This window comes from Butyricimonas paravirosa (assembly GCF_032878955.1).
Taxonomy (GTDB): Bacteria; Bacteroidota; Bacteroidia; order Bacteroidales; family Marinifilaceae; genus Butyricimonas; species Butyricimonas paravirosa.
The window spans coordinates 5,086,043-5,110,952 of sequence record NZ_CP043839.1; the positions used below are offsets into that span (position 1 = coordinate 5,086,043).

At 43.0% G+C, this 24,910-nt stretch carries 17 protein-coding genes; 14 read left to right on the plus strand and 3 right to left on the minus strand.

The genetic code is table 11. The features are described 5' to 3' along the window. Positions 1-7 precede the first annotated feature (7 nt). From F1644_RS20430 to F1644_RS20470, 9 genes are all read left to right on the plus strand, one after another. Positions 8-727 (plus strand): DUF5683 domain-containing protein, encoded by a 720-nt coding sequence (locus F1644_RS20430; RefSeq protein WP_229782412.1) that lies wholly within the window; start codon positions 8-10, stop codon positions 725-727. A 10-nt stretch (positions 728-737) separates the two neighbouring features. After that, on the plus strand, positions 738-2,315 hold the full coding sequence (locus tag F1644_RS20435; protein ID WP_118304123.1) for a lytic transglycosylase domain-containing protein: 1,578 nt from the start codon (positions 738-740) through the stop codon (positions 2,313-2,315). Positions 2,316-2,388: 73 nt separating this feature from the next. Continuing rightward, on the plus strand, positions 2,389-2,940 hold the full coding sequence (locus tag F1644_RS20440; protein WP_118304121.1) for an RNA polymerase sigma factor: 552 nt from the start codon (positions 2,389-2,391) through the stop codon (positions 2,938-2,940). A 99-nt stretch (positions 2,941-3,039) separates the two neighbouring features. Then, the gene (locus F1644_RS20445; RefSeq protein ID WP_168044256.1) at positions 3,040-4,215 is read left to right on the plus strand and encodes a FecR family protein; all 1,176 of its coding nucleotides are present in this window, start codon (positions 3,040-3,042) and stop codon (positions 4,213-4,215) included. A gap of 107 nt (positions 4,216-4,322) precedes the next feature. Then, the gene (locus F1644_RS20450; RefSeq protein WP_168044257.1) at positions 4,323-7,847 is read left to right on the plus strand and encodes a SusC/RagA family TonB-linked outer membrane protein; all 3,525 of its coding nucleotides are present in this window, start codon (positions 4,323-4,325) and stop codon (positions 7,845-7,847) included. A 17-nt stretch (positions 7,848-7,864) separates the two neighbouring features. After that, entirely contained in the window at positions 7,865-9,322 is a 1,458-nt protein-coding gene (locus tag F1644_RS20455; protein WP_158571968.1) for a RagB/SusD family nutrient uptake outer membrane protein, read from the plus strand. Positions 9,323-9,344: 22 nt separating this feature from the next. Beyond that, the gene (locus F1644_RS20460) at positions 9,345-10,472 is read left to right on the plus strand and encodes a hypothetical protein (RefSeq protein WP_118304115.1); all 1,128 of its coding nucleotides are present in this window, start codon (positions 9,345-9,347) and stop codon (positions 10,470-10,472) included. 134 nt (positions 10,473-10,606) lie between these two features. After that, positions 10,607-11,527: an ABC transporter ATP-binding protein gene (locus F1644_RS20465; protein WP_118304113.1), complete on the plus strand. Its 921-nt coding sequence runs from the start codon at positions 10,607-10,609 to the stop codon at positions 11,525-11,527. A 21-nt stretch (positions 11,528-11,548) separates the two neighbouring features. After that, positions 11,549-13,891, plus strand: coding sequence for a Gldg family protein (locus tag F1644_RS20470; protein ID WP_118304111.1), 2,343 nt, complete (start codon positions 11,549-11,551; stop codon positions 13,889-13,891). A gap of 220 nt (positions 13,892-14,111) precedes the next feature. Here F1644_RS20470 and rlmD read toward each other — a convergent pair whose 3' ends face one another. Together rlmD and F1644_RS20480 are read right to left on the minus strand one after the other, a co-directional pair. Continuing rightward, positions 14,112-15,515, minus strand: coding sequence for a 23S rRNA (uracil(1939)-C(5))-methyltransferase RlmD (gene rlmD / locus F1644_RS20475; RefSeq protein WP_118304109.1), 1,404 nt, complete (start codon positions 15,513-15,515; stop codon positions 14,112-14,114). Between the two features lie 105 nt (positions 15,516-15,620). After that, positions 15,621-16,307 (minus strand): SIR2 family NAD-dependent protein deacylase, encoded by a 687-nt coding sequence (locus F1644_RS20480; RefSeq protein ID WP_118304107.1) that lies wholly within the window; start codon positions 16,305-16,307, stop codon positions 15,621-15,623. Between the two features lie 90 nt (positions 16,308-16,397). Here F1644_RS20480 and F1644_RS20485 point away from each other — a divergent pair, with 90 nt between their 5' ends. Continuing rightward, complete coding sequence (locus F1644_RS20485) at positions 16,398-17,183, plus strand: C40 family peptidase (RefSeq protein ID WP_087422328.1); 786 nt, start codon at positions 16,398-16,400, stop codon at positions 17,181-17,183. Positions 17,184-17,253: 70 nt separating this feature from the next. Here F1644_RS20485 and F1644_RS20490 read toward each other — a convergent pair whose 3' ends face one another. Then, positions 17,254-17,871 (minus strand): WbqC family protein, encoded by a 618-nt coding sequence (locus F1644_RS20490; RefSeq protein WP_087422327.1) that lies wholly within the window; start codon positions 17,869-17,871, stop codon positions 17,254-17,256. 328 nt (positions 17,872-18,199) lie between these two features. On the opposite strand from F1644_RS20490, the gene F1644_RS20495 reads away from it, so the two are divergent. The 4 genes from F1644_RS20495 to F1644_RS20510 all read left to right on the plus strand — a co-directional run bounded on the left by F1644_RS20495 (position 18,200) and on the right by F1644_RS20510 (position 24,908). After that, a complete protein-coding gene (locus tag F1644_RS20495) occupies positions 18,200-20,182 on the plus strand; it encodes an alpha-amylase family glycosyl hydrolase (protein WP_118304105.1) in 1,983 nt (660 codons plus the stop codon). A gap of 84 nt (positions 20,183-20,266) precedes the next feature. Beyond that, the gene (locus tag F1644_RS20500; protein WP_027203030.1) at positions 20,267-22,213 is read left to right on the plus strand and encodes an amylo-alpha-1,6-glucosidase; all 1,947 of its coding nucleotides are present in this window, start codon (positions 20,267-20,269) and stop codon (positions 22,211-22,213) included. A 45-nt stretch (positions 22,214-22,258) separates the two neighbouring features. After that, the gene (locus F1644_RS20505; protein ID WP_316242667.1) at positions 22,259-23,542 is read left to right on the plus strand and encodes a glycosyltransferase family 4 protein; all 1,284 of its coding nucleotides are present in this window, start codon (positions 22,259-22,261) and stop codon (positions 23,540-23,542) included. A gap of 25 nt (positions 23,543-23,567) precedes the next feature. Further along, positions 23,568-24,908 (plus strand): glycoside hydrolase family 57 protein, encoded by a 1,341-nt coding sequence (locus F1644_RS20510; protein WP_168044258.1) that lies wholly within the window; start codon positions 23,568-23,570, stop codon positions 24,906-24,908. The last annotated feature ends 2 nt before the right edge of the window (positions 24,909-24,910 follow it).

The window sequence follows — 24,910 nt, forward strand, 5'->3', positions numbered from 1 at the left end:
CTTTGTAGTGAGAAGTATTTTAGTGAAAATAGTTTTGATTATCCCGGTTTTGCTTATTTGTACGGGAGTAACGGCGTCGGAGTATCGTTCGGATTTCCCTGTATTCTTGCAAGACACGATCATTCACACGGATTCCTTGACGTTCACGGGAAAAGAGGAAGTGTTGAAAAGTAAAGCGAGAAAAAGAGATAACGGTAAACCCCATTCCCCGCATCGGGCAACGATCATGGCGATGGTATTACCGGGTTCCGGACAGATTTATAACCGTCAATGGTGGAAGTTACCAATCTTGTACGGGGGTATCGGGGCTACCGTGTACGGGTTGTCGTGGAACATGAAGTATTACAAGAAATACCGTACTGCATTCGTGGATTACACGGCTTATCTGAACGCTTTGGAGGCTGATCCGGAAACGCCTTACCCGGCCAATTCCAGTTGGGATAAATTGATGTTACCGGGTAAAACGGCAGAGAATTACAATGCATCCATGCAAAAGCGTTTACAAGAGCAGTTGAAAACAAAGAAAGATAATTATAAACGGAATCGGGACTTATTGTATATCGTGTCGGGTGCTATATACGCAATACAAATTATTGATGCTACGGTATTTGCCCATTTTTATGATTTCGAGATTAACGACGATTTGTCGATGAATCTTCGTCCCTCAACCGGATTTTCTCCTGTCAGCGGGGGAACCGTGGGTTTGACATTAACTTTTAATTTTTAAAGGAATAACCATGCGTTTTGTGTTTTTGTGGCTATGTGCGATTTTATTTTCAGGTGTAGTATATGGTGAGAGTGATCGGGATTCGTTGAAAGTACGATTGGGTGCGCCCCGGTTAAATTTAGGGGCGCCGGTATTGTTGACAGATTCTATTCCGGGAGCTTTTATCGAGCGATTGGATGAATTATATAGTAAATGGTACGTTTCCAGATTGGAGGAAGGCAATTACGTGGATTCGGTGTACCTGACCGAAATGGTGACCGGGCCGGCTGTTCCGGATTCGGTGTATTTACAACGCTTGGATAAATTAAATTCAGCGATAAAGCTTTCCTACAATGATATTGTACGGAATTATATTGAATTATATACCGTGAGACGTCGAGCCCAAGTGGGAACGATGTTGGGACTGAGTTCCTATTATTTCCCTATTTTTGAAGAAGTGTTGGATCGGGAGGGATTGCCGCAGGAGTTGAAATACTTGCCCGTGATTGAGAGTGCTTTGAACCCGCGGGCATTTTCCCGTGCGGGAGCCTGTGGCTTGTGGCAGTTTATGTACGGAACAGGGAAGATGTACAAGTTGGAAATAAATTCTTTTATTGACGAACGCCGTGATCCGGTAAAATCCACGGAGGCTGCCGTTTGTTTCTTGAAAGATTTGTATAAGATTTACGAAGACTGGATTCTGGTGATCGCGGCTTACAACTGCGGGCCGGGTAACGTGAACAAGGCCATACGACGGTCGGGAAGTAAAAAGAATTATTGGGATATTTATTTCCATTTGCCGAAGGAGACGCGTGGTTACGTGCCGGCTTTTATCGCTGCCATGTACACGTTCAATTACCATAAAGAGCATAATATTTTCCCGTTAGAGAATGAGTTGCCCACGATGTGTGACACGATCATGATTGCCGATGCCTTGCATTTCGAGCAGGTGGCCAAATTGATGGATATATCCGTGGAACAAATTCGGGATTTGAACCCGCAATATCGTTCGGATATTGTGCCTGCCGGATTCGGGAAGAGTTACGCTTTGCAGGTTCCTTATAATCATGTTGGAGAGTTTATTGATAAACAAGATACGATCTTTGCTTATAACCGGACGACTTATTTTAATGATAGTGACCGTACGGCCGATCCGAAGAATCGTTTCAAGAAATACGCTCATGCCCATGCTGTCCCCAGCAATAAAGCCAAATTGGTTTACACGGTGAAAAGCGGGGACGTGATCGGGAAGATTGCCGAAAAATTTAACGTGCGTTTATCCGATTTGAAGTATTGGAACGGGATGACGAAAGACCGAATTAATATCGGGCAGAAACTTACGGTTTACGTGCCGAATAATAAGGTTGATTACTATAAGTCCAAAGTGGATGCCAAGTATGCAGGGGTTGCCGCGAATGCGGAAGTCGAGGCAGAACCTTTAACAGAAGGCGAGTTCTTCTACTACACGATCAAGCGAGGCGAGAATCTGTGGTCGATTGCTAAGAAATATCCGGGCGTGTCGAACCGGGACATCATGAAATGGAACGGGTTGACTGATCGATCGGCAAAGAATCTAAAACCGGGACAAAAGTTAAAGATTAAGATTTAATAATAGAAAGTGAGATTTTATCTCACTTTTTCTTTTATATTTGTATTGATGGAATTCAATATTTAATTCATTGATGCTCGATAATTTACATGTAGAACAAATTGCTAGGGGGAATCGTGTCGCTTTTAAAGAGCTACACGAGGAGTTGTACGGACGGATGTTTTATTATGTGTATAAGATGTTGCACGATAAAGAACAATCGGAAGATATTATTCAGGAGGCATTTGTTTTATACTGGGGAAATCGTGTGAATTTTAATAGCCTGTTAGCTGTCAAAGCTTATTTGTTTTCCATTGTTAGAAATAAAGTCATGGCGCAGATTCGGGATGTGGCCAATCGTAAGCGTATTTTGGACCGTATCGAACGGGAAGAGGGCGAGACGGGAGATCACCTGTTAATCACGGCCGAAATCTGCGGTGGAGTACAGCGTGCTGTTCGAGAATTGCCGCCCCAGACTCGTCGGGTGATCGAATTGAGCATGGAGGATATGACGGTTGAAAGGATTGCCGAAGTCATGCAAATCTCACCTAATACAGTGAAGACGCTAAAAAAAGCAGGATACCAAGCTCTGAGGGAGAAGTTGAAACATTTGAGGGTGTTGTTGCCGTTTTTATTCATGGGTTAATCGAGTAAAAAGAAGATGTTTTTTGAAAAAAAGTGATTTTCCATTCACCCGTTTTCCGGATTCACGAAATTATATGGTGTAATTCAGAAAAATAAGTGCATGATGAATCTTGTAGAAAAAGAGATAAAAGTCGCGGATATTATTACCCGAAAATTATTTTCCGGAGAAAAGATGACGGAAAAAGAGGAGGGGATGTTGCAGGAATGGTTGGATGAATCGGAGGAGCATCGAGCATGGTTTAGATCATATCAAGAAAAGACGTCTTATGAGGAGTTTGAGGAAATCATTCGAGTATCGGATCAACAGGAGCAATGGAAACGCTTAGAATCTGGGTTAAGAGGTGGGAACGTGGTGAATTGGAGAACGTGGATGGCTTACGCGGCAGGGATTATCATTTTAGTATCTTTGGGCTTGTGGTTCGGGTTGCGGGATAGAGTAGGAAAAGAGTCTGTTATGCAAGTGGCGGTGATCGAGCCGGGAAAGTTTCAGGGATTTTTGATTTTAAATGATGGTCAGAAGGTTGCCTTGGAAAAAGGCGATACGCTGATCTCTGCAGCCACTTCGAATATTTCCGTGTCGACGGGACAAGTTTCCTATAAAGAGAAGAATGTGGGGCGGGAAGAGGTGCCGATGGAATACAACACGATCGTTGTCCCACGGGGTGGAATTTATTCTTTGATTTTGAGCGACGGAACACAAGTTTTTTTGAATTCCGATTCAGAACTACATTATCCTGTAAGATTTGGCGAGGGAAACCGGGAAGTTCGTTTGAAAGGAGAGGCTTTTTTTAACGTGACACCTGATTCGTTGCGTCCCTTTATCGTGTTAGCCGGGGAGGTTCGGACACGGGTTCTCGGAACTTCTTTCAATATACTGGCTTATGCCGATGAACCGGCAATAGAGACCACTTTATTTACCGGGCGGGTGGAGGTATCTGTTGAGCATTCTTTATTGAAAAAAATTCTGACTCCTGGAATGCAGGCAAGCTGGACGGATGGAGCAAGAGACATTTCCGTGAGGGAAATAAATTCTGACCTACGGTCTCTTTGGCGTGATGGAATTATCGTGTTGGATGATGATGAGCTTGAGAGCGTGATGCGAATGTTGGCTCGTTGGTATGATGTGACCTACGAATGGAAAGGTGATCGTGGGGAGAGGCATACTTTTACGGGAAGGATTAACCGTAATGATGATTTGGCCAGTGTGTTGAGTATGTTGACTTTGTTAGGTGGACCTCGTTTCGAGATCAAGGGAACGACCGTGTATATCTATTAAAAAATAACCGGTGACATATGGAAGATGTTACCGGTCATTCAATCTCCTGGTAAACCAGGACATTATTAATTTAAATGTTCTACAAATCTATGAAAAAAAATTGTAAAATGAAACATTCGAGGATGTTTTCTGTTTCGTGCAAGCTATTATTGGCGAGCGGCTTTATCCTGTTGATCGGGATCATGTTTGCCCCTACGATTGCTCGCGGACAGCAGAAAGACAAGCTGATTTCGTTGAAATTAGATGGAGAGAGTGTACTTGACGCGATTCAGAAAATTAATCGTCAGAGTGGAAATTCGATCAGTTACAAGAAAGAGGAACTTGAGAAAGAGAGTAAACGGGTTACGGTGAATTTGAAAGACGCTAAGGTGTTGGCAGCGGTGGAAACCGTGTTGAAAGAAACCCGTTTGGTGGCAATTGTACATGGAGATGTAATCTTGATTGTACCCCGGCAGATGAATACAGGAACGGTAAAATCGATTACGTTAAAAGGTTTCGTGACGGATCAAAATAAAGACCCGATGCCGGGGGTAACCGTAAAATTGGTCGGAGTGTCTTTAGGGACAGCGACAAATGCCCGTGGGTATTTTTCAATAGAACTTCCCATACAGCAGGGGACTTTGGAGTTCACTTTTGTGGGGTTCAAAAATAAGCGAGTCGCTTTTTCAGAAAAAACGGATACGCTGCGAGTGGTGCTGGAAGAAGACGTGAAAGCAATAGAGGAAGTTGTCGTGACCGGTTATCAGGCGATTAAAGAAAAGGCTATGGCGGGATCTTATTCTAAAGTGAAGGCCGAGGAACTTGTTATGACTGGAAATGAGACTATTGAATCCATGTTACAGGGAAAGGTTCCGGGGATGGTGGTAATTAATCAGAGTGGGTTGACAGGAACTCGACAAAAAGTCCGGGTACGGGGTACTTCAACCTTGGTGGGTAATGCCGAACCGGTGTGGGTGGTGGATGGAATTATACAGGAGGATAATCTTCCTTTCGAAACCAGTGAATTGGGAGCGATCGGGGATAGTAATCTTGATATGATGAAAGATTTTATCGGGGGAGCGGTCTCTTGGTTGAATCCCAATGATATTGAAGATATTACTGTATTGAAAGATGCTTCTGCCACGGCGATTTATGGGGTGAAGGCAGCTAATGGGGTAATTTTGATCACGACGAAAAGAGGTGAAAGAGGTTCGATGTCGGTGAATTATTCGGGAAGTTTTTCGACGAGTCAAAAGATGAATTACAAGCGGCAGGACGTTATGAACTCGAAAGAACGTGTTGATCTTTCGAGGGAAGCTTTCTCCCGGGGAGCGAGGGTTGGAAAGGAAACGGTGGGATATTCCGCGTTAGCTTACGCTTATCTTGAACGGAAAATCAGTTGGGAAGAATTTAATACCGGAGTAAAAAAATTAGAGGCTACGAATACCGATTGGTTTGATATTCTTTATCGGACACCGTTTAGCCAGTCTCACTCGCTTAGTTTTTCCGGTGGAAATGATGACGCTACTTACCGGGCTTCTTTCGGTTATAGTAACGTGAAGAATACCGCAAAAGGGAATGAACAGGAGACTTATACAGGTAGTTTGAACACGAGTTTTATTTTTTGGAAAAAATTGACCGTGACGGCAGGCTTGTCAGGTAGCCACGTGAAGACACAGGCTTTTGCTGCCGGTGTAGATCCTTTTAATTACGCGATCAATACGAGTCGGGTCATCGGTTGTTTCGATGAAGAGGGGGAATTGTTTTATTACACGAAAGGTAAGTATAAATATAATATAATAAATGAGTTGTCTAATTCGAATAATGAAAATACAACCAAGAGTTTAAAGTTGAATTTGAGCGCTCGTTGGCGGTTCTCTGAAAATTTCACGTTAGCCGCAACTTTGGGTGGTTCAACTTCGTCGTATTTTGCCGAGTCATGGTTTACGGAACGTTCTCATAAAATAGCATCTGTCCGTGGCTATGAGTTTGGAGAGTACGGGGCGACGACCACGGAGTTTCAAAACTCATTCTTACCTTACGGGGGGATGTTGACTACTTCCGAGAGCCGTAATTTTAGTTACACGGCTCGGGTGCAGTTCGAGTACGTGCAGTTGTTAAAAGGGGTACATTCAGTGAACCTGATGGCGGGAATAGAGAGTCGGAGCAATGAATATGATGGTTATTCGCAAACGAACTGGGGGTATATGCCCGATCGTGGTAAAACTTTCACGGATGTTCCGTTGGAAACCCCCGCGGGGAAATTAAATACAATGTATGCCCGAACCAAACCGACAATAACGGATAAGGTTTCGAATTACGTTTCTTATTATGCCACGGCAAGTTATATGTATGATAATCGTTATTCGATTAATTTATCCGTGAGGGGGGATGGTTCGAATACCTTTGGTAAGACCGCCAAGTTTCAGCCGGTATGGTCAGCCGGATTACGCTGGAATGTAACGGATGAACATTGGATGGCCGATCAGAAGTTCGTGAATACGCTGGCTTTTGTTGCCTCGTTGGGGTATCAGGGAAACGTGGCGGAAAATATTAGTCCTGATTTTATCGCTAAGGTTTTGGCCGTGGATTCGAAAACGGGGGAATACCAGATGACTTGGAAAAGCTTGCCGAATCCTGATTTGAAATGGGAGAAGACGTTTACGGTTAACCTGGGGGCAAATTTTTCCATATTGGGAAATAAACTGAACGGTACATTTAATTGGTATTATAAAAAGACCGTGGATGTGATTACTTCGGCAAAAGTGCCTTACGAGACAGGGACTACGAGTATGTATGTTAATGATGGCGAGGTGTCCAATCAAGGTTGGGATTTGTCTTTTACCGTGATCCCTATCCGGACGAAGGATTTCATGTGGAGTTTGGGTACGAGCTTTTCCGGTAATAGTAATAATGTTAAATCCGAGGTAGAAAAGAATGGGACATGGAAACACGCGACAGATGGATCAATCGCTAAAGCCGGGTATCCGGTGGGTAGTTTCTGGGCATTCAAGTTTACCGGATTAGATCCGGAGAACGGGGGACCGCTTTTTGATCTTTCACGTGCCAACACGAGTAAGGCTGCGGAAGATGCCACGGAATACATGATTTATATGGGTACCCGCGAACCGACATTCACGGTTGGAATCAATATGGTGTTTCGGTGGAAACGTTTTTCTTTCCCGTTGAATTTTTATATTAGTCGGGGTAATTATGAATTTCTTGATTCTCCTTACGAGAATGGTTACGAGATGTTGAGTGAATTTAAGAATGCTTCTAACGAGTTGAACGATCGATGGCGTGAACCGGGGGACGAAACTCGCACGAACATTCCTTCTATTCCGGTAGGGAAGAATTGCCAACCTCTTTATCCTTTTGAAAATGGAGTAGCTCTTTATCCGTTGGATGCTTGGCAATATTCTGATGTCAGGGTGGTGAATGCTTGGTATATTCGCTTTAATGATTTCAGATTTTCATATAATCTTCCGGATAAGTGGATAAAAGGATTCGCGAAGAGCGTGGCACTTTCTTGCACGGTAACAAATCCTTTACAGATAAAGAGTAAAGATTTTAAAGGACGTGATCCTGAGGTTGCGCTAGGAAGTCAGCCTCGTTCTCAGAATTTTTCATTCGGTATAAATGTAAGTTTTTAACGATAAAAGCGATAATGATGAAGAAGAATATATATTTATTAATCATTCTTTTGTCTCTTGTAGGGTGTAAAGATTTTCTGGAGGAGACAAGTCAGGATTTGGTACGTCCCTCTCAGGTGACAGACCTAGAGCAGATATTGCTGGGTGATGGTTATGGATCTCCTTATTATAGTACAACTATATTCACGGATGAACAGGCAAGTACGAATTTGGATGATGAATCTTTTCAATCCACTTATGATGAGTTAAAATGGCTTTACACGTGGAATAAGGATATGTTCACGGATGCCGGGGCAGGATACTTTCATTGTTTTTGGGAGATGCCTTACAGGCGTATTTTAGGTTGTAATTTGGTATTGGATTACTTGGACGAGATGGCAGGGAAAGAAGTGTTGCGGGAGAGTTTACGGGGAGAAGCTCTGGTGCTGCGTGCATGGAATTATTTCCATTTGGTGAATATGTTTGGTATTGCTTATAGTCAAGGTAATCCGTCAACGGATTTGGGGGTTCCACTAAAATTGGACGCTACGGTTAACGGTGATTTTTATACTCGTAACACGGTTGCGGAAGTGTATGCCCGTATAGAAAAGGATTTACTTGATGGAAATCGTTTGTTAATGGAAAACAGGTATGAACGTACATTTTACCGGATAGACCATCTTGCAGCGAAAGCGATGTTGTCAAGGGTATATCTTTACATGGAAAATTGGGATAAAGCTTTGGCATACGCTGATTCAGTCCTCATCTTGAAGTCTGATTTGCTGGATCTGAATAATTTCAGTATGGACGTATATAATACATCTGGTACGGGTTCGGTTTATTTGGCTACCGCTCCGGATGAAATTATATGGGCGAGGAATTATCTAACTGGTTACTCGCTGTCTTCGAGTGTGATAGCATGGGTAATAGGACCTTTTGTCGTTTCTCAAGAGTTGATAGGACGTTATGAACAAGGTGCTTTCGCTGATATATCAGCGAAGAGGGTGCGTGATTTGAGGGCTTTTTTTTATTTTACTTTTGGAATGGATATATGGGGTTTCCAAGGGGATATGCGAGAAAGTATTGCAAAAGGTGGATCCAGTAGTTACATTCAAGGCATTCGTACTGCCGAACTTTATTTGAATCGGGCCGAGGCTTATACGCAAAAATTTTTGAAAGAAGGGAATGACGCCTATCGTAATCAGGCATTGACTGATTTGAATAAGTTGAGAAAATATCGTTTCAATAAGGAATTTCCTGCAGACGAATTGAATATTACAGACGGTCAGGAGTTGTTGGAATTTATTATTGATGAGAGATTCAGGGAGTTATGTGGTGAGACAAACCATCGATGGTGTGATTTGCGTCGTTATGGATTGACGGTTACTCACGTGTTAAAGCCGGAAGGGCAGACGTATTCACAGGACATGAGACATTATGTACTGCCCATCCCGGAACTTGTTCTGGAACAAAATCCTTATTTGGTGCAAAACTGATCAATGTTTAAAGTATAGAGATATGAAAATAAAGTATATATTATGGATATTTGTTGTCATCGGGATGATCGGGTGGCAGAGTTGTAGCGATGATTCGGAAACGCTTACTCCTTCGGATATGGAAGAATGGAAACCGGTTCTTGCTTCGGGAAATAATGTTTACGATGAAAAAATAGAGGATTTTTATAATCGTACGGGCGTATATGTCCTTTACCAATTCGAGCCTAGAGAGGTGTATTTTGACGGGTCGAATGCATGGAAAGAAAATCTTGTGGATACGATTATAACAAGTCAGACTTATACACCCAATGGGGATGATATTTACGTGGAAGGTGATTATGTCTATATCCAAGGTACAAAATATCCTATCGGTACAACTGATGGTGAAGATTTTACCACGCTTAAACGAGAGGTGATCTTGACGGATGACGGGGATATATATGTGCGTGCTTACACGGTGACTCTCACTAAAAATAGTATAAACGTGAATGAGGCGAAAAATGAATATGTAGGAAAGCAGTTCGAATGGGTGGAAGAGATGTTTTTGAATTTTTATCCGGATACAATACTTCGGGTTGCCTTACCTTTGAAAATTATATTGGGACGAAATTTGTGGTACACGAATTCCATGTATATGTATGGTTTGAAGGAATATTCATACTATTACTCGTTCCATAACTTGATATTCAGTCATGGCGATGAATCCTTGGATGATTTACTTGCAAGTGGAAAGAATAAAATTAAAAATGATGTTCATTCGTGGTTTATCACGGAAAGAATCGAGTCCATGTATTCGTTGGATGAGTTCAACTTGGTGTCGGATTATTCTTGGGCGGGAGGGGCGTCTTCAGCTCGTCCTTCAACAGGACAATGTTATGGATTAGGATTCGTGATAAGACCGACAACAACTATTTTGACTACAATTTTAAAGACTGATCTGGCAAATTATTTAACGCTGATCATGGGAAATTCTTACGAAAAGTTGACGGCAGAACCGGCCAACGGGAATTATAATGCCAATGATTTTACCGGAATTTTGCATCCCAAGAAAGATATAAATGGTCTGATTCGAAAAAAGTATGACATATTGATGAATGAATTCAAACGCTTAGGGATAGATCTACAGGCGATCGGCGAATTGTATAATTGAAAACCGAAAGGCAAGGAGAACCGGTGACTGTTTGGGTGCGAAGATGGAAACCGGCTCTCCTGCATAGGTTTATTTAAAGATAGATGTCACTAAACGTGACGTCATGCAGTATTTATGACTAAAAAATCGTATGTATGGAAAATCTAATTGTAAAAGTAGAACACTTGTATCATCGTTACGCGACACAATGGGCTATCGAGGATATTAATTTTGAGATTGAGGAAAACGGAGTCATTGGCTTGCTTGGGTCCAATGGTGCAGGAAAGTCAACAACAATGAACATTATTTGTGGCGTGCTGAAACAGACCCGGGGGAAAGTGTATATTAATGGTATCGACACGTTAAAAAATCCCGTGGCGGCTCGGAAATATATAGGTTTTTTACCACAAAAACCACCGTTATACCCGGATTTGACCGTGGATGAATATTTGCGGTTTTGTGCAGAAATACACTGGATGGAACGGAAAAAAATTAATGCTGCTGTTGGGGAGACCGAGGAACGTTGTGGGATCACGCACATGAAAGATCGGTTGTTGAGAAATCTTTCCGGGGGGTATCAGCAACGAGTAGGTATTGCTCAAGCTATTTTGCATGATCCGAAATTTGTGGTTCTTGATGAACCGACGAACGGGTTGGACCCGAACCAAATTCTGGAAGTTCGACAATTAATTCGTGAGATTGCAGAAGATCGTACGGTGATGCTTTCAACGCATATCTTGTCGGAAGTACAAGCTACTTGTTCAACGATTAAGATGATCGAACACGGGCGGGTTGTTTTTTCCGGTAGCGTGGAGGAGTTTGATAATTATATCGAGCCGAATACGCTTTATGCCGTATTCGATTTACCACCTTTACCGGATGAATTGCTGATGATTGCCGGAATTAAAAAAGTTGAGATGGTGGGCGGTCATGGCGTTCGTTTGTGGTATGACGGGGAACGGGATACGATTAAGCAGGTGATCCGGGAAAGTATGGTTCGGGGATGGGAGATGACAGAGATCCGGTCCGAGAAAAGTTCGATGGAAGCTGTTTTTGCAAAGTTATCAGGAAAGTAAATCATTGTTAAAGAAAATATTATGAGAGCAATATATAAAATCGCCCGCCTAGAGTTATCGAATCTTTTTTACTCACCGGTGGCTTGGTTATTATTGATTTTTTTCACGTTCATGATGGGAATGACGTTCGCGGGGGCGCTGGAAGGTTTTGCCCGGCAGCAGGAATTGGGTACTCGGGGTTTATATGCCGTGTCGCAAAATTTATTTTATTCACCTAAAGGCCTTTGGCCCCAAGTCAGTCAATGGTTTTATTTGTTAATGCCTTTGCTGACGATGGGATTGATTAGCCAAGAGTTTAGCCGAGGTTCGATTAAATTACTTTTCTCCGCACCCATTACAGGTTTCCATATTGTATTGGGGAAATATCTCGGTATTATGTTGTATGGGTTGTTAGTGGTCGGAATACAGTTGGTTGCTGTCGTGGTTGCGGGCTATGCGGTGGAATTTTTTGACTGGTCCGCAGTATTAACCGGACTTCTAGGACTTTATCTATTATATGGTCTGTATGCCGCGGTTGGTCTTTTTATGTCAACATTAACGAATTATCCTATTGTTGCCGCTATCGGGATGCTTGCTTTATTGAGTTTGTTGAGTTTAATTTCTGGTATTTGGCAAGAGTATGCTTTTACACGGGAAATTACTTACTGGTTATCGCTTGGGGGACGTGTGAATTCTTTTATTAAAGGATTGATATGTAGCGAGGATATACTTTATTTCGTGATCATGAGTAGCATGTTTTTGGCTTTTGCCGTGTTGAAGTTGGAGTTATTGCGGGAAAGTTGCTCTTTCGCGGGTAAAGCTGTTCGTTATTTGGGCGTGTTCGTGATTGCGATATTTTTGGGGTATTTGACGTCTCGTCCGGTGATGAAGGTTTATCACGATTCGACTTATACAAAAGCGAACACGTTGACTCAGGCCAGTCAGGACATTATGGCTAAACTGGATGGGGGATTGAAGATGACTACTTACGTGAATTTATTCGGGGATATTTATAATACAACAACAAAAGGAATAAAAAGAGACATAGATCGTTATGAACGGTACATTCGTTTCAAGCCGGAAACAAAAATGGATTATGTTTTTTATTATTACGCGGATACGACAACAGAAGCTTTTAAAAAGCATTACCCGGAAAAGACCTTTTTGGAAGTAGCGAGAGATGCTGCAAAATTACAAAATACTCGTTTGGGTAAATATTTGACACCGGAAGAGATTGCCAAAGAAGAGATTGCTAAAGGGATAGACTTAAGCGAGGAAGGGTACCGATTCGTGACATTAATTGAACGGGAATCGGGACAAAGATCCTTTTTGCGGGTTTATTGGGATATGAGGCGTGTTCCTAATGAAACAGAGATTTCGGCAGCATTGAAAAGAATTGCCATGAAGTTGCCTTGCGTGGGTTTCCTTTCGGATTACGAGGCTCGTTCGATGGTTGGAACCTTGAATCGGGATTATTCTCATATGGTGACAGAGAAGACTAACCGAGAGGCGTTGCTTAATCAAGGGTTTGATGTGAGGGATGTCAGTTTGAAAAATAATCCGAAGATACTGGATAGTTTGGATGTGCTGGTTATTGCAGAACCTAGAGAGCCATTTACTGGTGAGGAACTGGATATTCTATATCGATACGTGGAGAGTGGAAAGAATTTACTCGTGGCAGGAAAACCGAAGACATACTCTTATCTTACGCCCCTGATGGCGTATTTGGGATTGCGTTTTGAGCCGGGTATGCTGGTTCAAAAGCCGATTGATGAATTTCCGGCTCATGTGATGCTTTGCACGGTTACGGATAGCGCTCGGAATATTTCCCGGTTGTGGAAAAATCTGTACCAGATTACCCATCGGGATGAGCGCAGGCGTTATTCGTTAGTCATGCCGGGAAGTGTGGCCGTAGAACAGGTGTCAGATAAGGGCTTTCAAGTGACGCCTTTGCTGACGAGTCGGGATTCCCTTGCTTGGAATGAACTTGAAACTATTGATTTTGTTAACGATACGGCCCGATTGAATCCCCTAGTGGGCGAGAGAGCCGGGGTAAAGACAACGATGCTGGGGTTGGAACGAGAACAAGCCGGACTTCAGCAACGAATTATCGTGTTAGGGGATGCTGATTGTTTCAGTATGGGCGAATTTTCCACTTCCCGACGCGGAATACGTTCTGCCAATGGAAATTTAATCATGGCGATGTTTGATTGGTTTTCTTATGGAGAATTGCCGATTGATGTTTCCCGTCCGAGTGCTATTGATAATGCATTGACTATCGGGATGGAAACAGGTGCTACTTTGAAGATTGTTTTACAATGGATATTTCCGGCGTTACTTCTTTTGATAGGGGCTGTTGTTTTGATTCGAAGAAAAGGGAAGTAGTGAAATAGGAAGATAAAATAAAAAGGGGTTATTCAAAAAGTCATTTTATTTCAAAAAACTCCTCCGTCACTTCGTGCCACCTCCTCTATAAACAGAGGAGGAGCTGGTGACTCTTCCCGAAGACAGGGAGTATTTCAACTCTCCCTCTGTTTATAGAGGGAGTACCCCGAAGGGGGGAGGGAGTTAAAAAATGACTTTTTGGACAGCCCTTTTTTTATTTTTATCTACGATGTAACAATACAATGTTTTCCACGTGATGCGTGTGGGGGAACATATCTACCGCTTGAACGGCCATTACTTTATAGTCTGCATCCATGAGTGCCAAATCTCGTGCTTGGGTGGCAGAATTACAGCTCACGTAAACGATTCGATCGGGAGCGGCTTTTAATATAGTATCCACGACATCTTTGTGCATTCCGGCACGAGGTGGGTCCGTGATGATCACGTCGGGGTGACCGTGACGACGGATAAACTCTTCGTTTAGCACGTCTTTCATATCTCCGGCGTAGAATACCGTGTTGTGGATATTGTTGAGTGCCGAATTGATTTTGGCATCTTCAATGGCTTCCGGGACGTATTCGATACCGATAACTTTTTGGGCATTGCGAGCCACGAAGTTGGCAATGGTTCCGGTTCCGGTGTAAAGGTCGTACACGGTTTCATTTCCGGTTAATCCTGCCAGCTCTCTTGTTTTAGCGTACAGATTGTAGGCCTGTTCGGAGTTGGTCTGGTAGAAAGATTTCGGACCGATCTTGAATTTTAAATCTTCCATTTGTTCGAAGATGTGGTCGTTTCCGTGGAAACAGATCACTTCTTGATCGGTGATCGTGTCGTTCATCTTTTCGTTGATGACGTACATTAAAGAGGTGATTTCGGGGAATTGTTGCACGATAGCATTCAGTAAACCTTCCCGTGCCTCCCGATTTTCTTCCCCAAACGTAACGATTACCATGACTTCTCCAGTAGAAGAGGTACGGATGATAAGGGTACGTAGGAATCCTGCCTGTTCACGAATATCATAAAAACTTAATTCATGTTTGATAGCGTACTCCCGAATAAAGTTACGAACGCCATTTGAAGGTTCGGCCTGTAAATAACATTTCTCGATATCAATAACTTTGTCAAATAAACCGGGTACGTGAAAGCCTACTGCCGGGGTACGGTCTATATCCTGACCGTTGGCAATTTCTTCCCGTGTCAGAAAGCGTTTGTTACAGAAGGTGTATTCCAGCTTATTCCGGTAGTAGGTAGTTTTGGGTGAACCGATGATCGGGGATACATTTTGTAGTTCTACCTTACCGATTCTTTGCAGGTTGTCGATGATTTCCTGTTGTTTGAACTCGGTTTGTAATTGATAAGGCAGGTTTTGCCATTTGCATCCGCCACATATTCCGAAGTGCGAACAAAAGGGTTCCGTACGAATGTCGGAGTATTTCCGTACGTTAACAATAAAGCCTTCCAGGAAACTTTTACGTTTCCGGGTGACCTGTACGTCAACGATGTCACCGGGTACGGTGTTCGGTACGAATAATACCTTTTCATCCACGTAAGCGATGGATTTTCCTTCCGCGGCTATTTTTTTTATTTCGATATTTTCCAGTAAGGGCTTTTTACCACGAGCCATATTAATTTTAGATTTTAAATTTTAGATCTGATCAATGAAGTGATTTCATGATTTTTGATTAGGTGATTTAGAATCGCAGAATCGTTCAATCGGAAATCACCTAATTTATTTGTTTTTCAGTTTTTCTTTCAGGATTTTGACACCTTCGGAGGCGCCTTTTTCAATGAACTCGATCTTACTGTTTTTGACACTTTCCGGAATTCTCGGGTCGATCAACAGGATGCGACAACCGGCAGGTGCATAGTGTAACAGGCTGGCAGCCGGATACACGGCTAGCGAGGTCCCGATGATCACGAGAATATCGGCTTGTTGAACGAGTTCTATGGCCGGTTCGATGTTCGGAACGGATTCCCCAAACCAAACAATGTGAGGGCGCAGGATAGAACCGTCCTCGGCTTTTGTTCCTAGCTTTAATTCCCAACCGTCAAGGTCGTATATTAGGTCCGGATTCCGGCTACTTCTGACTTTTTTAAGTTCACCGTGAAGGTGTAATACGTTAGTACTTCCGGCACGTTCGTGTAAGTCGTCAATGTTTTGCGTGATGATCCGGACATCGAAATCTTTTTCGAGTTCGGCAAGCCCGTAATGCCCGGCGTTTGGTTGGGCCTCGTAGAGTTGTTTACGACGCTCGTTGTAAAAACGGTTCACTAATTCCGGGTCACGTTGCCATGCTTCCGGGGTACAAACGTCCATAACATTGTATTCTTCCCATAGGCCGTCGCTGTCTCTGAAGGTACGAATTCCACTTTCGGCACTCATACCGGCTCCTGTTAAAACGACTAACTTGTTCATAATCAGATTGTATTTTAATCATTGAATTCGATTGCAAGTTAGATAAAAAAACTCTATTTTCGTAACTTTCAATTTTCAATTTTGTATGGTATGACTTTTGGTATAGCGGATTTAAGTGTTATCCCCATGCGACGGGAAAAATCGGAACGGAGCGAAATGGTTTCTCAGTTGTTGTTCGGGGAGGTGTATGAGGTACTGGAGGAGGAGGATAAATGGCTTAATATTCGCTTGTTACATGATTGTTGTTGTGGATGGATTGATCGTAAAACTTACAAAGAGGTAAGTGAAGAGTTCGCGGAAAAGTACCGGGCTTCCGATCAATTGATCATGAGTGAGGTGTTTAATCTGGTGGTTAAAAAAGGGGATTGGGAGAACAAGATGGTCGTGGCGGGGAGTGTGCTGCCTTTCTACGATGCATATACTAAAAAATTGATGATCGGGGATGAGGAGTATGTTGTGAAGGGTTTTTTACGGGAAGTAGGGATTGAAAGTCTGCGGGAATTATTGATTCAATACGCGTTGATGTTCTATAATGCTCCTTATCGTTGGGGAGGGCGAACTCCCAATGGTGTAGACGGTGCCGGATTGGTGCAAATGGCGTATCGTTTGGCGGGAATTACTATCCCGCGGTATATCGAGCAACAAGCCGGCGAGGGACAAGTTTTGTCTTTTCTGGAAGAAGCGCAACCGGGGGATCTTGCTTTCTTTGGTGATTCTTCCGGTGCTGTTACTCATGTCGGTATCTTGTGGGAACAGGGACGAATTATCCATGCCTCGGGAAAAGTCCGGGTGGATAAAATTGATCATCACGGCATTTTCAATGAAGATTTGAAACGTTACACGCATACACTGAAGGTGGTGAGGCAGATTTTTTAATTCGCTGAAGACGAATTAAAAAGTTGCAGGTTACAAGTTCTTCTTCAATCTAAAATCATTAAATCATAAATCATAAATATCCTTGGCTTTCCGGCCCCATGTTAAATAATAAGTCGAGGATGCTGAGGTTGGGGGCGAAAGGGAATCTTTCGGCAAAGGTTTGGTGGTAAGGTTTGGCGACGAAAGGATCTTCTACACGGCGGCGGGAAGGTTTGGGGTGAATAACATCCCGCAAGTCTGTGAGGGTATCGTATGTCGGATAATAGTCTTCTGTGAATTTAATTGACCGTTGGAGTTGCAGGTTATCCATGAGTTCTTTTAGAATCTTGGTATTGAGATCTAACAAGAATTTTTCTTTCCGTTCGAAAAAGTGGATGAAGTTGTCGATGTAATAATCGTAATAGGGAGAATTTTTGTAAGCGGACTCGATTCCTTTGAAATGGAGTTTCTGCCAGTTCGTGGAATAGTCAACCAGTACATCTTTGGTCAATATTTTTATGGATGAGCCTTTCACGACGGGTACGGACAAGGTCATAACCCCGTTGGCAGTCATGATGTCACACCGATTCCGATAGCTTTGTTTACCATAGCTTTCGTATTGTTCAATCCATATCTCGGTACAATTGTTTATTTTTGTAAAGTATTGAACAGGTGGAAAGTATGCCGTGTTAATTAGTATATTGCTCATGATCCATTTATATTAGCCGGGCAAAGATAAGAATTTTTCAATAAATTGAAAATCTGTGATATTTTGTATGATTAACAAATTTATACTCAAAAAGTATGATTTGTGGTTCAAAAGTTGTATATTGTAACAGGATAGAAAGTTGTCGTATTCGACTCGAACTACCGCAGGTCGATTATATAGAAAGGAGAGGATTTTTTAAGACCTGCAATAGAACAAAAGCCGTAATTCTACGTAACTAATTAGTAATAGTATCACAACCGGAACGTAATATAAAAGTAGTTCATTTGGAAGGGTATTATTACATGATAAATAGAAATAAAATTGATATATGATGCTAAAACTCGTAGAAGAAGATAAATTATTGAAGCCATTTGCAGGAATTATTGAAAAAAGACACCAGCAAGTATTGGCGATGGAACGAGAATTTACTTATCGGACGACTCGTTTGTCCGATTCGTGTAATTCTTATTTGTATTATGGGTTGCATCGAACGAATGAGGGGTGGGTGTTTCGAGAATGGGCGCCGAATGCCACGGCAATCTATTTGTTAGGCGAGTTTAACGATTGGAGAAAGCATCCTGATTATGCCTTGACCAAGGTCGGAGATGGAAATTGGGAGATTAAACTGCCTCTGGGAGTGTTGGCTCACGAGATGCTTTATCGTTTACTCGTGGAGTGGAACGGGGGGAGCGGGGAGCGGTTGCCTTCTCATGTGCGACGAGTGATTCAAGATGAATACACGAAAATATACAGTGCGCAGGTATGGGACCCATTGAATCCCTACCAGATGCGTCATGAAAGACCCAAACGAACAGATTATCCGTTAATTTACGAGGCTCATATCGGGATGTCAACAGAGCATCGGAGAGTATCGACTTTTACGGAATTCCGTTTATTTGTGCTACCGCGTATTGTTGATCTAGGTTATAACACCATACAGTTGATGGCCGTGCAGGAACATCCTTATTATGGTTCGTTCGGTTATCAAGTGGCGAATTTCTTTGCCGTGAGTTCCCGTTTCGGGACACCGGATGAGTTGAAAGCCTTGATTGATGCTGCTCATAGTATGGGAATCCGGGTGATTATGGATATTGTCCATTCGCATGCGGTGAATAACGAGGAAGAAGGATTGAGCCGCTTTGATGGTAGTTACGATCAATATTTTTACCCGGGCGAGAGAGGGTATCATCCTTTGTGGGGGTCTCGTTGTTTTGACTACGGAAAGCATGAAGTGTTGAATTTCTTACTCTCGAATTGTAAATATTGGTTAGAGGAATTCCGTTTCGACGGTTATCGTTTTGACGGGATTACCAGTATGTTGTACTGGGATCATGGAATCAATAAGGATTTCACGGAGTATAGCTTGTATTATGATGGAAACCAGGACGAGAGTGCAATTACCTATTTGGCATTAGCTAACCGGGTGATTCATCAAGTCGATCCTGAGGCGATCACGATTGCCGAAGACATGAGTGGGATGCCGGGTGTTGCCAGTCCTTTGGAATATGGCGGTATGGGTTTCGATTACCGGATGAATATGGGAACTCCGGATTACTGGATCAAGCTATTGAAAGAGAAACGGGATGAGGAATGGCACGTCGGAGATCTTTTTTACGAGTTGACCAACAAGCGGGAAGAGGAACGTACAATTAGTTACGCGGAAAGTCATGACCAGGCGTTGGTGGGAGACAAGACTATATTTTTCCGTTTAGTGGATAAGGCAATATATACCTCAATGAGTGTGTTTGACAAGAGCGTGATTATTGATCGGGGAATGTCACTTCATAAAATGATTCGCTTGGTTACTATCGGAACTGCTGCCGACGGTTACTTGAATTTCATGGGAAATGAATGGGGACACCCGGAATGGATTGATTTCCCGAGAGAGGGTAACGGGTGGAGTTACGATCATGCCCGGCGTTTATGGAGTCTGGTAGATGATGAAAATCTTCGGTTTCGCTTTTTGAATGTGTTCGATAAGTCGATGATTCAGATGGTGAATGATACGCGTGTTTTTCACTGGCGTCCGGAACCGTTGGTGCGGGATAACGAGCGTCAGGTGCTGATTTTTACCCGCGGAGATTATTTGTTCGTGTTCAATTTTAACCCGGAAAAGTCATTCCCGGATTACGTTTTTGACGCACCTTCCGGAAAATACACGATGATATTGAACACGGATAACAGGAATTTTGACGGATTGGGACGAATTGATGAGAAGATTGAACACTTTACCCGATACGTTTCTCCGGGCAGGGGACAGTTAAGTTTGTATATACCCGCGAGGACGGGATTTGTATTAAAGCGTTCATAAATATATGGGATTTATGATTTACGATTGGGGTGTTGAGGTAATTGTTGAATCATAAATCTAAAATTTAAAATCTAAAATTAGATTATGAGTTATTTAAATTTCAACAAAGAAGAATTGGTAAATCTGGAATATTCTTTGAAGAGAGAAGTTTTATCAACGAATAGAGCCGGGGGGTATTCTTCGACAACGGTCGTATGCTGTAACACGAGGAAGTATCATGGACTACTTGTATTGCCGATCTCGGAGTTCGGGGGAGAGAATCATGTATTACTTTCCTCTTTGGATGAAACGGTTGTTCAACACGGGCAATCTTTTAATTTGGGGATCCATAAATATCCCGGGGTATATGAACCGCGGGGACATAAATATATCGTGGATTTGGAATACGATCCGCTATTCACGTTGACTTACCGGGTGGGAGGCGTTGTGTTGAAGAAAGAGATTCTGATGGTGCATAATGAGGCTCAATTGATGATTCGTTATACATTGGAAGATGCTCATTCGGAAACGTACTTGCGGTTGAAACCGTTTCTGGCTTACCGGAACGTTCACGCTTTGAGCAAGGCGAACATGATGGCAAACACGAAATTCGATCACGTGGAAAATGGTATACGTTCGAAATTGTATGTCGGTTTTCCGGCTTTGAATATGCAGTTGAGCAAGGCGAACGAGTTTGTCCCCGTGCCTGATTGGTATTATAATATAGAATACTTGGAGGAAAAGAACCGGGGATATGATTATAAGGAAGACTTGTTTGTTCCCGGTTATTTCGAGGTACCGATTAAAAAAGGGGAAAGCATTATATTTTCAGCCTCAACCGAAGAGGTAAAGCCTTCCACGCTGAAACGTAAATTCCAGCAAATGGAAAATAAACGGGAGCGTCGGGATGATTTCGAAAGTTGTTTGACTTATTCGGCGTCCCAGTTTATTGTTCATGAAGGCAAAGATACGGAGGTTGTTGCCGGTTATCCGTGGTTCGGGCGCTGGGGACGCGACACGTTTATTGCCCTTCCGGGTTTGACATTGGCAGCCGGGGGAGATTTGAGAAATTGTAAAGAAGTACTTGACACGATGGTTCGTCAGCTACACGATGGTTTGTTCCCGAACATCGGTAAAGGGGATAAGGCTGCTTACAATTCGATAGATGCCCCCATGTGGTTCTTTTGGGCCGTGCAGGAGTACGATAAAGCGTTAGGAGAGCCGGGGACGGTATGGAAAAATTATGGAAGTAAAATGAAATCAATCCTGACAGCTTTTCGAGAGGGTGTGAATCCCGGGTTGAGAATGGATGCGAATGGTTTGATCTGGGCCCGACAACCCGGAAAAGCACTGACATGGATGGATGCTGTTGTGCGGGGTGTTCCCGTGACCCCGAGAGCCGGTTATGCCGTGGAGATCAATGCTCTTTGGTACAATGCGGTTTGTTACATGCTGAAATTAGCTGAAGAGGCAAAAGATAATACTTTTATAAAGGAATGGAAGGATATGCCCGAATTGATTCGTACTTCATTCGTGGAAACATTCTGGAACGAGGAAAAGGGATATTTAGCTGATTATGTGGATGAAAAAGGGCAGAATTTGGATGTGAGACCTAATCAGGTATTTGCTTGTTCCTTAACTTATTCCCCGATCACGGATGATATGAAGGAGAGGGTTCTGAAAGTGGTTACCCGTGAGTTGTTGACCCCGAAAGGCTTACGAACTTTGTCTCCCAAAAATCCGAAATATCATGGGCATTATGAAGGCAATCAGGATGAGCGGGACAACGCTTATCATCAGGGAACCGTGTGGCCTTGGTTAATCGGTGCGTATATAGAGGCAAATCTTAAACTTTACGGGAAACAGTTCTTGCCGGAGGCAAAAGAATTGTTGGAAGGATTTGAAGAAGATATGGCACTTTACGGTTTGTGTTCGATTGCTGAAGTGTATGATGGCGATCCACCACATCATCCGAATGGAAGTATTTCCCAGGCATGGAGTGTCGGAGAGGTACTTAGGAGTATGAAATTGATAAGGAAATATGAAAATTAATCGAATTAGACCATTTCCGAATTTGCAAATTAATATATTATGAGCATAAGAGTATTGATGTTTGGGTGGGAATTTCCACCGCATATTGCAGGGGGCTTGGGAACGGCCAGTTACGGGTTGACGAAAGGCTTGGCGAAACATGGCGTCAAGGTGATGTTCGTCATGCCGAAGGCCGGAGGTGATGAGGATCAAAGCGTCGTGAAAATCATTAATGCGAGTGATGTCGAAATGATGAGCGAGTATTCAAATTTAGATGAATACTGGCAGAATGTAAACTTTATGGAGATCGGTTCGAATCTTGTTCCCTATCTGGACCCGGAAACCTTCGAAAGAACGGTAAAGGAGACCATCAAGACGGGGGAACATTCAGAGCATATCGTTTTCCGTAACAAGTTCCAATTTTCCGGTAAATACGGAACAAACCTGATGGAAGAAGTTGCCCGTTACGCCATGGTGGCAGGGACGATAGCGGCACAACAGGATTTTGATATTATCCACGCGCATGACTGGCTGACCTATTCGGCCGGGATTGTGGCGAAGAAAGTTTCGGGTAAACCGTTGGTGATCCATGTACATGCCACGGAATTTGACCGAAGTGGGGAGAATGTCAACCAGCAGGTGTATGATATAGAGAGGCGTGGAATGGAGGCTGCCGACCGGGTGATTACAGTGAGTAATCTGACACGAAATATCGTGATCAATCGTTACGGGATTAATCCGGATAAGGTAGTGACAGTCCATAACGCCGTGGATTTTCAAACACGTGAAGATGTTGAAGTTGATCGTGGAGTGAAAGAAAAGGTGGTTACTTTTTTGGGTAGAATTACTTTCCAGAAAGGACCGGAGTATTTTATCGAAGCGGCGAACAAGGTATTGAAACGTTTCCCGAATGTCCGGTTTGTTATGGCCGGTAGCGGTGACTTGTTCAATCGCTCTGTTCGGCGTGTGGCACAATTGAAAATAGCCACGAAGTTTCACTTTACCGGGTTCTTACGAGGTGATGATGTTCAGAAGATGTTCTTGTATAGTGACGTGTACGTGATGCCTTCTGTGTCCGAGCCTTTCGGAATTTCTCCATTGGAGGCGATGCGTGCGGGAGTTCCCACGATTATTTCCAAACAGTCCGGGGTAGCGGAAGTCTTGAAACATTCTATAAAAGTTGATTATTGGGATGTTGATGCACTGGCTGATGCTATATATGGTCTGTTAGCTTATCCGGCTTTAGGTAAAATGGCCGGAGAAGAAGGATTGGACGAGGTGAACCAGTTAAAATGGGAGAATGCAGCGTTGAAAGTAGAGGAAGTGTACAAGGACGTATTGGGAGTTTAGAGTTTAAAATTTAAAATGTAAAATTATGAAAAAGACATTATGTTTTTATTTCCAGATACATCAACCCGTAAGATTAAGAAGGTATCGTTTTTTTGATATAGGTAAACGTCATGATTATTTTGACGAGTATGTGAATCGTTCCACGATACGACGAGTGGCAGAGAGATGCTATTTGCCGATGAATCATTTGATCATGGATTTGATCAAGCGTTACGGAACGAATTTTAAGGTGAGTTTTTCTATTTCCGGTTCGGCATTGGAACAATTTGCTCTTCATGCCCCGGAAGTGATTGAAAGTTTCAAGGAATTGGCAAAGACCGGTAGCGTGGAGTTTTTGGCCGAGACATACGCTCACTCTTTGGCATCCTTGTCTGATACCGATGAATTCGAGAGACAAGTACAGCGCCATGCAGCTAAAATGGAAGAGTTGTTCGGGCAGAAGCCGGTGACGTTGCGAAATAGTTCGTTGATTTATTCCGATCAGATCGGGGAGCGAGTGGCTGCCATGGGATTTGAATCTATGCTGACTGATGGGGCAAAGCATGTGTCGGGGTGGAAGAGTCCGAATTTCGTTTACACGAACGTGATGAATCCCCGGTTGAAACTGTTATTGAAAAATTCCCGGTTGAGCGACGACTTGACCCTGCGTTTTTCAGATCATAGCTGGCATGAATGGCCTCTCACGGCAGATAAATATGCCCGTTGGTTAAAAGATAGCACGCAAGATAGTGAGATCGTGAATTTGTTTATGAACTACGAAACGTTTGGTGAAAACCAATTGGCAGAGACCGGAATTTTCGAGTTTATGCGTTCTTTACCCGAATATATATTCTCGACAACCGATTTTGAATTCCAGACCCCGAGTGAGGCGGTGAAAAAACATCAGCCGGTGGCTCCTTTACACGTGCCTTACCCGATTTCATGGGCGGATGAAGAAAAGGATATTACCGGATGGTTGGGAAATGAGTTACAAAATGAGGCTTTTGAAGAGCTATTCAAAATACAACCTAAAGTGGAAGCATTAAATGATCCGGAGCTGAACGAGGATTACTCTCGCTTGCAGGCTAGTGATCATTTCTATTATATGAGGACGAAACTGTTCTCCGATAACGACTACCATCGTTACGTTTCACCTTATGAAACCCCGTATGAAACATTCATAAATTATATGAATGTGTTGAGTGATTTTGTCGCACGTGTGGAAGATATGGAAAAAATGCGTAATATTGCGGGCAATAAAATCACCGAAGAAGAGAAAAGTCCGGAAAAAAAGAAACGGACTCCTCGTGTAAAAAGTGCGGAGAGTGCTGCGAAGGCGACGAAAAAGGTGAGTACTAAGGAGAAACAAGTGAAGTCAAAACATTAAAA